We start from the raw sequence: 12,741 nt of genomic DNA, 5'->3' as shown, positions 1-12,741 counted from the left end.
ACTGATTGGAAAAATACGAGTTGTGATCGAACACATTAATAGTCAATTGAAAACATTTAGAATATTAAGTGAACGCTATCGAAATAGACGGAAAAGATTCGGTTTACGCATTAACTTAATTGCTGCACTGGTAAACCGAATAAACTTGCAATAACCACTTTCGCAAGAGGTCTAGTATTTTATCGTATTCATTTTAGGATCTAATTCGGCATTGATGAGAATGTTAGCAGATTTACAACAAGTGAAAATAAAAGAATAGCGCTAGATCCCTGATTTAAATTGCAACACATCTAAATTTAAAAATCTAGCATTGACCTTTCATCGAGCCATAGGCTAAGCCCAAATGACCAAGATAGCCGCGATGACCACGAGTAATAATCCCCAATGATCTCGCCTTGCTAATTTTTCCTTAAAGAAAAACATGGAAATTAAAAGACTAAATAAGATTTCAATCTGGCCTAAAGTTTTGACAATCGCAACAGACTGTAAACTCATAGCACTAAACCAACCCAATGAAGCTAAAAAGCTGCATAGACTCACTTTCAAGGTTAATCCTAGACGCTGCCACAGTGCATACAAGGTTTGCCGACTAAAGAGACCCAAGTACAGCAACATACTGATACATTGAAAACTAATCACCCAAAATAATACCCATGCTGCACGATGTAGATGAGGTAGCATGTTCAGTTCTAAACTGGCTTCTCGGACTAAAAGGGAGGTAATGGCAAAACATAAGCCACTGGCAATACCAATACTTAAAGTAGGAACAGATAAATCTTTGAGGTGGCGTCCACTACTGAGTAAAAATACCGCGATCCCTCCGAGCAGCACTCCAAACCAAGCATAAAGACTCAAAGGTTCACTTAAAAAAATCACGGCGATAATGGCAGCTAAAATCGCCTCACTCTTGGCCAAACCCACACCAATGGCATAATTTTTTTGCTTAAAGAGTTGTACCATGAATACAGTCGCCGCAATTTGGCTCACCGCTGCAATCACAATATACAGCGCAAACGGTACATTAAAATGTACGACTGCATGCACTGGATGAGCATGATAGATCCATGTGAGATAAGCAATTGCCAAGGGAACAGCAAATAAAAAACGCGCCAGTGTTACGCCATACACGTCGACACTACTACTGAGTTGCTTTTGAAAAGCATTCCGCCATGCCTGCATAAAAGCAGCCATGAGGGTAAAGAGAATCCAAATCAAAGCTTAAGTCTCAAAACAAATTGTGGCTAATGTACGCCTCAAAGCTTGCCTTTTCATCCTCTTATCAATGAAATTTTCTTATTGATAGGCCTATTAAAAGTAAAGGTGCCTCTAGATCTGAACCAAAGGCACCAAAAGATCAATGAACTTAATGTAATGGCGCTTTTTCTAAATCTTCTTGCCGTGCTCCCAGTTCAGAACGGACCACTTGTTGCTCGAAACCAGCACGGTCAATACGTGCACGTTCGCTTTGATCCAATTTAGAAATGACAATGCTGACAATAAAAGCAAAAGGCATTGAGAATAAAGCAGGATTATCATAAGGGAAAATTGCCGTTTGATAACCCATCACACCGACCCAAACCGTTGGTGATAGAATAACGAGTACAATGGCTGAGATAATGCCTGTGAATCCTCCCCAAATCGCGCCACGCGTGGTGAGATCTTTCCAATACATTGCTAAAAATAGCACAGGAAAATTAGCTGAAGCGGCAATACCAAAGGTTAAGCCCATTAAGAAGGCAATGTTCATTTTTTCAAATAAAATACCACACGCAATTGCGACGATTCCTAAGCCAATCACCGCCAAGCGTGACACCAGCATTTCTTGTTTTTCCGTTGCTTGGCCTTTTTTAATCACTTTGCTAAACAGATCATGCGAAATCGCAGAAGCACCTGCTAAGGTTAAGCCTGCAACCACTGCCAAGATCGTGGCAAATGCCACTGCAGACAAGAAGCCAAGTAAGGCATTACCACCAAGAGCACCAGCTAAGTGAATTGCGACCATATTGGAGCCACCGAGTAATTCACCCCCCACTTGCCCGTTGACAAAAAATTGTGGACTGGTACCGACAATTGAAATTGCAGCAAAACCTAAAATACAAACAATAATAAAGAAATAACCAATATAGCCGGAGGCATAAAAAACAGAACGCCGTGCATCTGCAGCATTGGGTACGGTAAAGAAGCGCATTAAGATATGCGGTAAACCGGCTAAACCAAAAATCAAGCCAATCGAGGTGGATAAGGCATTAATCGGATTTGAGAGCATTCCCCCTGGTTGCAGAACTTTTTCACCCAGTTGATGGCTACTCACCGCAGCTTGTGCGATACGGTCGAGACTAAAACCAAAGTGCTTGAGCGCCAGATACAGCAGTACAGTCCCCCCAAACAGCAGTAAAATCGCTTTGGTAATTTGAATCCATGTGGTTGCTAACATACCACCAAACATGACATAAACCAGCATCAGACAACCGACTAAAATCACTGAAATTTGATAGTCAATACCAAAGAGCAGTTTGATCAGTTGCCCTGCACCCACCATTTGTAGCAATAAATAGCATACCACTACAATCAATGAGCCACAGGTGGCTAAAATTCGGGTTTTTTGTGGATCTAAGCGGTAGGAGACAATATCAGCAAAAGTATAACGGCCTAAGTTACGTAAGCGCTCTGCCATTAAAAAGGTCAGAATAGGCCAACACACAAAGAAGCCGGTCACATAAATAAAGCCATCATATCCCTTAAAGAACACCATACTTGAAACACCAAGTAAGGTAGAGGCCGACATATAATCACCCGCAATCGCCAAACCATTTTGTTGGGCAGAAATAGAATTGCCCGCAGTATAGAAATCTTCTTTTGAACGGGTACGCCGTGCTGCCCACCACGTAATCAATAAGGTCATGAAGACCACAACAGCAAACATACTAATTGCGGTCCAGTTTAGATTTTGCCCTGCGGCATAGGCAGGCAAGTTTAAACTTAAGCCCAATAACAGGAGAAGGAGTTTATTCATAGTGATACTCCTTCTTGAGACGTAATTTAATCTGATCAAAGTGACGATTGGTAATGTAAATATAAATACCTGTAATCAACCAACTGACAATAATCACCAATGCTGCCAACGGTAACCCTACAGTCAAAACACGATCACCAAAGGTCTGAGCCAGAATTTCAGGTTTAAAACTGGCGATTGCAATAAAAATAAAGTAAATGATCAACACGCTAGCACTTAGTAACCAAGCAAAACGATTGCGAGAACGCACCATCGCTTGAAAATGCTGATCTTGAATAATGGCGTGTTCTTGTTGTTGTATATCCATATGACACTCTCCTTGCTCAGATGGCCTTAAACCACATTCATCTGCGCAAAATAATCATGATATTGTTCACGTAAGGTTTTTTTACTTATTTTACCGGTCGGGGTATGTGGAATATTTTTCACACAAATCGTGGCTGAAGGTAGCGACCATTTTTCAATGGACGAAGATAAGTAGCTGATGATTTCTTCATGCTGAATCGTGGCATGCTGGGCTTTAGGCACCACGATTAATAATGGGCGTTCCCCCCATTTGGGATGTTCAACCCCAATCACAGCTGCTTCATGAATCTTTTCATAGCCCATCACGGCGTTTTCTAAGGCCACACTACTGATCCACTCACCGCCTGATTTGATCATATCTTTCACACGATCTGTGATGTGGATATAACCCAATTCGTCAATGCTGGCGATATCCCCCGTATTAAACCAACTTTGTTCAGCCCCACTGTCTTGGTACATATACTGTTCGACAATGGCATGGCCTCTAATTTCCAATTGTCCCTCTTGCAACTCACCTAAAGCCAATACCTGTTGATGTTGATCTTTGAGCCGAACTTGCGTACCAAAGATCGGACGGCCGCACTTTAAGCTGTGTGCTGGATGAGATGTTGGTGCATATCCTCCATGATTACATGCCGCTAAGGAGCTGGTCTCTGTCATCCCCCATGCATTGTCAAGTTGGATACCAAGCTGTTGCATGCGCTCAATTAAAGCCAAAGAAGCTGCAGAACCACCTGAAATCGCGCGTTTTAATGGGAAGTTTTCAATTGAATTTTGCTGTAAATAGGCTTGAATACCTGCCCAAATGGTCGGCACGCCCATGGCAATATCGACGTGTTCCTGCTGCATCAAGCGCACCATTTTGTCAGGTTGACCGGCGAATTGATGGCAACAAACCAGTTTTGCCCCACATAAGATACTGTTATAGGGCATTCCCCAAGCGCTAATATGATACAGCGGTACCATGGGCATCATTACACTGTGCAGATCCAACCCCACCACTTCGCGCATGCTTAAAATTAAGGCATGTAACACTGTACTGCGATGCGAATAAAGCACACCCTTGGGCTGTCCTGTGGTACCAGAGGTATAGCATAGGCCACTGGCTTGCTGCTCTTTAATTTCTGGCCATGGGTAAGATGTTGGCTGATCCTGTAAAATCTGTTCATAAAATTGAAAAGGAAATGTTGCACTCAGCGAAGCATCAATATCCCCTAAGATAAAAATATGTTTTACAAACGGTTTCACCTGATCATACATATTTTCCAGCAAAGCAATACATTCAGGCTCTACAAATAATACTTGGTCTTGCGCATCCTGAATGATCTGTAAGATTTGTTCAGGGAACAAGCGGGGATTGATGGTATGGTAAACGCGACCTGAGCACGGAATAGCATAATGGAGTTCAATATGCTGATAGGTATTCCATGCCAGGGTCCCCATAATCGCATCCGGTGCAATGTCTAATTGGTCAAAAGCATGTGCAGCTTGCGCGACACGCTGAAAGGCCTCTCGATAGCTATAACGGTGCAGTGTTTTGCCATCTGACTTTAAGCTTACGATTTGCTGTTGTGAATACGCTAACAAAGCATGTTGCATAATTGAAGTGATGTTTAAATCACAGAACATCATCTGTCCATTCATTATTATTCTGTCCTTATCCATAGATGAATACAATAAGGACTATTGCAAGCACAATGCCAATAAAAAATTTATATAAATCAAAATCTTGTTTTATTAGGTAACGTTTCAAAATTGCAATGCATTGCAATTGTGCAGCTTTATTTTTCAGGTTGTTTAAGATTCAAATATTTCATCTTGCGCCATAGCGTGGTCCGACTAATATTTAAGTGTTGCGCGGCCAAATCTAAATTACCTTGCGCTTGCTCTAGCGCTTGACGAATGAGGGTGTGTTCTTGCTGCTGCTTAACTTCTTTCAGGGGAGAAATAGAACGCTGGGGCTCAATGAATAGTTCAGGCACATACTGTTTAAAGCGCGCTGCTGTAAGTGGCTCACTCAAATTTAAGATGACACTTAAACGCTCGATCACGTTTTCTAGTTCGCGAATATTACCAGGCCAATGATACTGATTCAAAGCCCTCACCACATACGGCGGTACATTCTGCCAAGACATCTGCTTACGGGCTAAAAATTTTTGACTTAGATGTAGAATATCTTCACGGCGTTCATTCAGACTTGGAATCTCTAACCTTAAAATATTTAAACGATAGTATAAATCGGCGCGGAAGCGTCCTTCAGCGATCAATTGCTCTAAATGACAGTGTGTAGCGGCAATGACCCGAATATCAATGGCATGGCTATGCAAAGCCCCTAGACGTTGTACTTGTCTTTCCTGTAATACTCTTAAAAACCGCGTTTGCAAGTGTAAAGGCATATCACCAATTTCGTCTAAAAACAAGGTGCCCTGATGTGCAGCTTCGATTAAACCTAATTTTCCATTTTTTCTTGCCCCTGTAAAAGCCCCTTCTTCATAACCAAAGAGTTCACTTTCTAAAATACTCTCTGGAAAAGCCGCGCAGTTAATCGCAACAAACGCGCCCTGCTGACGTAAACTGGCTTGATGAATACTTTGTGCTAATAATTCTTTACCTGTGCCACTTTCGCCCGTGATCAGTACGGTTGCTTCGCTCTTGGCATACTCTTGCGCCAGCTGTAGGGTCTGCTTAAACTCACTGTTTTGAGTGATCAAATCACTAAATTGATAACGTGGAGTAAATTTACTGCTGGAAATTTTTCGAAATTCCCGGCTAGAGCGCTCGACCTGTTGTAATTCCTGAATTTTAAGTACATAGCCCTCTAAATGTTCAGTACGCATGGGGGCTAGATGCACGGCAATTTTTTTATTTTTATAGTCAAGACTTTGTAAATTGGATTCTTTATTTAAGCTTAAATCATTAAAAATTTTATTTAAGTTTTGATGCTGTAATTGCGGCTGACTCATCTCCAGAATATGCTGCAAAGCGGCATTGGCAAAATAAATATGCCCTTTTTGATCGACTACGCAAATGCCATCACTTAAATGATCAAAGATTGCCGTCAGATGTTGTAAATGCTGTTGTTCCTGACGAATCTTGTCTAAACGTTGTAGGGCATTTAAACACAGGTCTTGCAATGAATGATGACTTAATGCCAGTTGCCCTTTCAGGCCATTGCTTTGGGCCAACTCTACCGCCACAGGCGAACCAATCACTGCATCAAAGCCTTGTTGTTTGGCCTGTTGAATACTGTGTCTAGCACTTAAATAGGAATCATAGCGAAACTGCTTCACTTCCAAAGCAAAGACATCGGCATAATTGGCTAAATTGATCGTCGCTTGATTGGCCACTAAAGCAATTTTACGACATTCTTTTAAGTTCGAAATGGCCTGTAGCACATCAAATGCGCCAGTATGAATAGGATGAATTTCAATGGACAGTTTTTTTTGTAAGAAGCCTGCTGTTGCACCGGTCGACAAAATAATACTGGTCCCTTGCTCGACTAAACGTTGCGCCATTTCAAGGACTTCTGAAATATGGCATTCGATAAAACCGATTTGGTCTGTGGCAAGATTTTGAATGGTTTGCTCAACCAAATCCCGAAAACCATTAATCTGTGGGTATTTGGTATAGGTCACTAAAATTTGAATCGGTTTTTGGTTCAGCATATTCATCCTATCTTTATTGTTATCATTTAAATGGGCGTGCAGCTATGTCCTGCATCCACCTTAATTTCAATTCCAGTCATTCCTTGACTGGCATTTGAGGCAAGTAATAATAATGCCCCATTTAAGTCTTCAAATTCAACAAAACGTCTGAGTGGAATTTTTTTAATCAATTGTTGTCCGGCATCGCTATGCAAATACTCTTGATTAATTTCAGTCACCATATAACCAGGTGCAATCGCATTGACACGAATTTTGTAGCGCGCCAATTCAACCGCCATGACTTCTGTTAGATGCTTCAGTCCCGCTTTGGAAGCACAATAAGGACTCACTCCGAGATTAATCGATTGTGACAAAATCGAAGTAATATTAATAATTGCGCCTTGAATATCATGTTGAATAAAATGTTGCGCAATTTCCTGACTGCATAACCACGGCGCTTTTAAATTTGTCCCTACAATCTTGTCCCAATCTTGGTCTTGATAATCTAAAAACTTTTTAGTATCACTGACCCCTGCATTATTAATCAGTACATCCACATAGATATTTTTTTGTTCTAAATCACTAAGCATCTGTTGAACTTGATCACGTTGATTGACATCTAGCGTATAGCTGTAAACTTTTACATGATGTTGTTGCTCGAGTTCTGCTTGTAGCTGTTGTAGTCGTTCGCTGCGCCGTGCGCACATAATAATATTGGCACCTGATGCTGCAAAAAGATGGGCAATATGTTGACCTAAGCCACTGGATGTTCCTGTAATAAGAATGTTTTTACCCGTCACATCAAAAATATTATTCATATAATCGCCTCATTTTTATTGTTTTTGATTTAATAACTTTTGTGAAATGCTCATACGATGGACTTCATTGGCACCATCATAGATCCGAAAACCACGCGCATCGGTAAAAATTTTACTCACCACACATTCATCTGTCATCGCTTGGCCGCCAAGTACTTGGACACTACGGTCAATCACCCGCCAAATCGCATCAGCGCTGCATACTTTTACCAAACTCGATTCATAATTACCACGCTGTTTAGCATCTAAGACTTGGGCACAGTAGTGCACGGCTAGGCGTGTGGTGAGTAAGTCAATTTCATTATCTGCTAGCATAAAGCCAACGCCTTGATGATCACCTAAACGTTTGCCAAATGATTGACGTACTCGGGCATATTCAGTGGCAGTATCATGGGCACGCCGTGCCTGTCCCAACCAACGCATACAATGGGTCAGGCGCGCAGGTGCTAAACGGACTTGCGCGTATTTAAAGCCTTGCCCGACCTCACCTAAAATATTTTGAGCTGGAATACGTAGGTTTTCAAAACGTAAGATGCCATGTCCACCGGAAAAGCACGAGTCCATTGCATGCATGTTTTTTTCTAAGATGTAGCCTGGCACATCCGTATCTGTTAAAAACATAGAGGCTGTACCATCTGGCATTTTGGCCATAATGATCGCAACTTTGGCGCCATCGGCACCGGTAATCAGCCATTTACGTCCATTAATGACATAGTCATCCCCATCTTTGACCGCCGTGGTGAGTAACATAGATGGATCTGAACCCGCACCTGGTGCAGGCTCGGTCATGGCAAAGCAAGAACGTATATGACCTTCAACCATCGGTTTTAACCAGCGTTGCTTTTGCTCATTATTCGCCACAGCGTCTAAGAGATGAATATTGCCTTCATCAGGCGCATGAATATTCATGGCAATAGGACCTAAACACGAGTAACCCGCTTCTTCAAAGGCAATGGCTTTTTGCAAATGTGTCCAACCTAAGCCACCACTTTCCCTACTCGCATGTGGTGTCAGCAACTGGGCTTCACGTGCATGTTGAATGAGTTCTACACGCAATTCATCGGAGGGTCCATGTTCTCCCAGGCGTGGGTCATTTTCATAAGGAATAATCTTATCTTGAATAAACGTTCGGACCTGCTGTTGTAAATCTTGTAATTCTGGGGTCAAAGTAATCATATTTTGAGTTCCTGAAATCCGTTGGCCTGTTGATACATCCGATAGATTTCATCCATCGCGCTGTGCTGTTGATTGATTTTTAAAATGTTATAAGGGGTATAGTTTTGCAGTTGTAAACGTTTTTGCAGCAACTGCTGATCTTGGACCAAGTAGTCAATAATGTTTAAACAACCGTAATGTTGTTCTTGGACATAAAAGTGATGCTCAGTTTGCCCATACACCCAATTAATAATGACGCGGTTCACCGCATCATGGGCTGCGATTAAGATTTGCTGAGCTGGGTGTTGAATTAAAATCTGCTGTAATGCTGTCAGTACGCGATCCTGAAAGGCTTGCCAATGTTCACCTTGCATAAACTGTTCGAGTTGATGATCGGCAGCCGCATAGGCATACTTAATCAAAATTTCAGCTTGATCGAGTTGTATATCACGTAATCTTCCTGAACGAATTTCACAGAAATCTGCTATTTTTTGAATCGGTAGATCACGCTCAGCTGCTAAGATCGTGGCTGTTTGCTCTGCTCGTAATAAGCTAGAACTGTAGATACCATCGAGTGGGAGATCCTGCATCTGCTCAGCCAAAAGCTGAATTTGCTGGCGACCTTGTGCGGAAAGCGCGGCAAATTTTGGATTAATAGGTCTATGCTCAGCATCAAAGTAATCTACATGTCCATGTCTGACTAAATATAGACGTCCCCAATTAGCCATTTTCTAACTCCTCTGGATGGGTGATAGCAAGCTCTGCTCGATTGAGTTTAACCAAATGCCCATACCAATCTGCCTGGTATTCTCGACGCAAATCTTGAGCCAAATGTTGTAGACCTTCTTCTATATTTGAAATGGGAACACCATAGACCTCATGTAGCGTGTCTTTAATAGACTGATCTTGTTGCTCTGATTGCATTAAATAGTGTTGTAATAAATTAAAGCTTCGCAACAACATCAATAACTCATATTTAGAATCGCAGTGCTTGGGTATTAATTCATGTTTTAAACAATCTTGGCTGGCTTGAATTAGCATTAATAATTTTTCTTTATTCATGTCTTATCACCAATGAGATCTAGAATATTTTTCTCAAGCTGCGGCACTAAAAATTCAGTCAGTGCAAGCTCTAAAGAATAAAAAGAATGATTTAAATTGCGATCTGATTGTTGCATGGCCACAATTGCCCAGCGCACATGTGCCAATACATGCCAAAACTTCATTTCAAATTCAGGGATATAGATATCGTTCAGTTCTGCATAAGCTCGCATAAAATCTTCATATTCACCTATACCGCCAGCCAAAGCTTGGTTTTGTCCAAAGCGCCAACATTGTGCTGTAAACCAACCAATATCTTCTCGACGATCGCCCCAGTGGGTAAACTCCCAATCTAAAATGCCACTGACCTGACCCTCTTCGATCATAAGATTTCCTGTGCGATAATCCCCGTGAACTAACACGATTTCATCAACACTCGGTTGATTTTTTTGCATCCATTGCAAAGCAAACTCTAATATAGGGCGCGTACGTTGAAGGTTTTCAAGCTGTTGAGTTAATTCGCAAATTAAGCCTGTCAGATAATTTTTCGTATCTGGATATTCTAAGATTTTCTCTAGTTTCGAATCACGCTGTATTTGATGAATACGAGCCAAATGCCGACCAATATCCATGACGATTTTTTTTTGCAATTCAGGATTTTTCAAACGAACCAGTTTATGCCCTTCTGTTACACCTGATATTTTTTGCATCATAAAGAAATCGCTATGTAAAAAATTATCTTTAGCAGAAAAATACAAAGGCTTAGGGACCTGAATACCCAATTCAAATAAACGACTGAGCAATTGATACTCTTGAGCGCGATCTGAACTGGCCTCAACAACAGTGTCAGCATTCTTACGTAGCACAATAGACCAATCTTGGTCTACTGCATCAATAGACCAATTTTCTTGGATGGCTCCCCCACTTAATCTACGAATCTTAATATCAGGTGTTGGTTGATAATTTAATTGCTGCTCAATAAGAGTCTTTAAGTTTTGTTTTTGTTGTACATCCATGGCTTATCCCTCCTGTTAGTATGCAATGAGCAAGAGTTATGCCATTTTAAAATTTATTAAAATTCAGTATCTTAGTAAATATAAAATAGTTTCAATTTTGAAATTTGATTCATCTTTGAAAATTATATTCATTTTTAGTTTAGAATCTAAGTTAAAGATAAAACCCATCAAAAGAAAATAACAACGTCAACCAGTCAAGCAAATAAAAGAGCTTAGCATTTATTTAGGCTTGAATTATCTGCTGATTCAGTCTGATATTCAGAAGATTGAGAAGCCAAGATATTTACGTCAAGGTCAAAAAAGGTTAGCAAATCAGCAAGAGATATCTGCTCGAAAGAAAAAAGAATCAAAGAACTATCAACGCCAAAAATTGAGTTTTGCACTTATCCATAAAAAGATACGTTTACAACGCCTAGACCTCTATCACAAATTAATACATCACTTAATCGGTGAAACCCAAGTGACTACATATGTAGTAAAGGCTTTAGAGATTAAAAACATGCTGAAGAATAGCAAACTTGCTAAATCCATTTCGGATATTGCAGGGTGGGAAATTCCTAACTCTATTGCAATATAAGGCCGAGTGACGCGGCAATAATATATTGAAAATTGTTAGATTTGTAACAAGTTCAAAGACATGTTAAAAGTGTGATTATAAGATGGATAAGCTACCGTTGAGCATAAGATTATGGAAATGTCCAACCTGTCAGCTTGTGGGAGATCGTAATATTAGTACAAGTCTCAACATTCGTGATTTTACTTTAGCTGATACACTAGGTCTGAGTGCTGTGTAAATTCCTGTACTGTAATACTTGTCAGCGTAAGTATAGTATCGAAAGGTGTAATTAAATTGATCATATGAGTTGAAAAGGCTTCCCCATTATAATTTTGGTTTTATTAGTGGGTGAGCTACTTAAAAATAATGTTGGTAACCTCTATGATTACCAATAGATGTTTTTATACTTAGGCTATTTGCTTTTAACAATAAGCGGATAAATTCGGCTAAGTCGTGCTGGGCTAAGTTTTGCGGCTTAAAGCTATGAATATTGTGTTTATTTAAAAAATTTTGCAGCATGGAGTTAGATTTTGCATATTTCATTGACCATTGACTAAACTGTGCTTGAGCAATATGTTCAATTTCAAAGCATTTTAGAATAGTATGGCGAGAATCTCTTTGAATCTTTGCATATACTCGCATCACATTGTGTGCTTCTCCTTCCAAACATTGAAAAAAGTGACCATGAGCATAATATAATACCCCACAAATGCCTTCCGCTGTGTTTACTGCACGGGCAGTGACTAAAATGGTACGCAGATCTTCAAGTAAATTTTGTTCCGTTGGTTGATATTGGCTCGCATAGCTCAATCGAATAAGCATAAAATCTCCCATTTAAATGCGTGAATTTTCAAATATTTTTATATAAATTTAACATTATGATAAGCAAAACTTAAATTTTAAGACTATTTTTTGTGCAATTGTAAGCTTTTACCTATAGACATTACTTAAAAATTTGCAAATACTTAAGAAAACTTAATAACAATTAGAGATTTAAAATGACACAGCCACCTATTTATTTATTACGCCAAATTTATTATTTCTTATTAGAAAGACCGGAAATCAATAAAAAAAGTAATATAGAAAAAATTCAATATTTTTTTATTAAATAAGGGGTTTCTTTTAATATGAACGAACGTCATAAAATTAAAATTACCCAGCTAAATCATCAACAAAATTCCATTAATTCTAT

12 protein-coding genes and 1 pseudogene are annotated in these 12,741 nt (G+C 40.0%); 2 read left to right on the top strand and 11 right to left on the bottom strand.

Annotation, left to right across the window (positions count from 1 at the left end):
• Positions 1 to 154 (top strand): annotated as a pseudogene (locus tag CYK47_RS14180) (IS5-like element ISAba27 family transposase); the annotation flags it as partial.
• A 179-nt stretch (positions 155 to 333) separates the two neighbouring features.
• Here the strand turns inward: CYK47_RS14180 and CYK47_RS14175 are convergent.
• The 10 genes from CYK47_RS14175 to CYK47_RS14130 all read right to left on the bottom strand — a co-directional run bounded on the left by CYK47_RS14175 (position 334) and on the right by CYK47_RS14130 (position 10,993).
• The gene (locus tag CYK47_RS14175) at positions 334 to 1,215 is read right to left on the bottom strand and encodes an EamA family transporter (protein WP_122902451.1); all 882 of its coding nucleotides are present in this window, start codon (positions 1,213 to 1,215) and stop codon (positions 334 to 336) included.
• 148 nt (positions 1,216 to 1,363) lie between these two features.
• Positions 1,364 to 3,013 carry a cation/acetate symporter ActP gene (gene actP / locus CYK47_RS14170; RefSeq protein WP_122902450.1) on the bottom strand — a complete coding sequence of 550 codons (1,650 nt, stop codon included), beginning with the start codon at positions 3,011 to 3,013 and terminating at the stop codon, positions 1,364 to 1,366.
• Positions 3,006 to 3,320 carry a DUF485 domain-containing protein gene (locus CYK47_RS14165; RefSeq protein WP_122902449.1) on the bottom strand — a complete coding sequence of 105 codons (315 nt, stop codon included), beginning with the start codon at positions 3,318 to 3,320 and terminating at the stop codon, positions 3,006 to 3,008. The genes actP and CYK47_RS14165 overlap by 8 nt, the downstream gene beginning before the upstream one ends.
• 26 nt (positions 3,321 to 3,346) lie before the next feature.
• Positions 3,347 to 4,966: a long-chain-fatty-acid--CoA ligase gene (locus CYK47_RS14160; RefSeq protein WP_122902452.1), complete on the bottom strand. Its 1,620-nt coding sequence runs from the start codon at positions 4,964 to 4,966 to the stop codon at positions 3,347 to 3,349.
• Between the two features lie 134 nt (positions 4,967 to 5,100).
• Positions 5,101 to 6,984 (bottom strand): sigma 54-interacting transcriptional regulator, encoded by a 1,884-nt coding sequence (locus tag CYK47_RS14155; protein ID WP_122902448.1) that lies wholly within the window; start codon positions 6,982 to 6,984, stop codon positions 5,101 to 5,103.
• 26 nt (positions 6,985 to 7,010) lie between these two features.
• The gene (locus tag CYK47_RS14150) at positions 7,011 to 7,781 is read right to left on the bottom strand and encodes an SDR family NAD(P)-dependent oxidoreductase (RefSeq protein WP_122902447.1); all 771 of its coding nucleotides are present in this window, start codon (positions 7,779 to 7,781) and stop codon (positions 7,011 to 7,013) included.
• Positions 7,782 to 7,796: 15 nt separating this feature from the next.
• Complete coding sequence (locus CYK47_RS14145) at positions 7,797 to 8,957, bottom strand: acyl-CoA dehydrogenase family protein (protein WP_122902446.1); 1,161 nt, start codon at positions 8,955 to 8,957, stop codon at positions 7,797 to 7,799.
• A complete protein-coding gene (locus CYK47_RS14140; protein ID WP_122902445.1) occupies positions 8,954 to 9,664 on the bottom strand; it encodes a histidine phosphatase family protein in 711 nt (236 codons plus the stop codon). The genes CYK47_RS14145 and CYK47_RS14140 overlap by 4 nt, the downstream gene beginning before the upstream one ends.
• The gene (locus CYK47_RS14135) at positions 9,657 to 9,998 is read right to left on the bottom strand and encodes a hypothetical protein (RefSeq protein WP_122902444.1); all 342 of its coding nucleotides are present in this window, start codon (positions 9,996 to 9,998) and stop codon (positions 9,657 to 9,659) included. Before CYK47_RS14135 ends, CYK47_RS14140 begins: the two co-directional genes overlap by 8 nt.
• Positions 9,995 to 10,993, bottom strand: a complete 999-nt coding sequence (locus CYK47_RS14130; RefSeq protein ID WP_122902443.1) for a phosphotransferase family protein — start codon at positions 10,991 to 10,993, stop codon at positions 9,995 to 9,997. Before CYK47_RS14130 ends, CYK47_RS14135 begins: the two co-directional genes overlap by 4 nt.
• 229 nt (positions 10,994 to 11,222) lie before the next feature.
• On the opposite strand from CYK47_RS14130, the gene CYK47_RS14125 reads away from it, so the two are divergent.
• Positions 11,223 to 11,570, top strand: coding sequence for a transposase (locus CYK47_RS14125; protein ID WP_164709222.1), 348 nt, complete (start codon positions 11,223 to 11,225; stop codon positions 11,568 to 11,570).
• A 336-nt stretch (positions 11,571 to 11,906) separates the two neighbouring features.
• Here the strand turns inward: CYK47_RS14125 and CYK47_RS14115 are convergent, their stop codons facing one another.
• Entirely contained in the window at positions 11,907 to 12,383 is a 477-nt protein-coding gene (locus CYK47_RS14115; protein ID WP_122902441.1) for a BLUF domain-containing protein, read from the bottom strand.
• Positions 12,384 to 12,741 lie beyond the last annotated feature (358 nt).

Source organism: Acinetobacter sp. B51(2017) (assembly GCF_003711395.1).
In the GTDB taxonomy this organism is placed as follows: Bacteria; Pseudomonadota; Gammaproteobacteria; order Pseudomonadales; family Moraxellaceae; genus Acinetobacter.
This window is presented reverse-complemented; position numbering and strand designations above follow the sequence as displayed.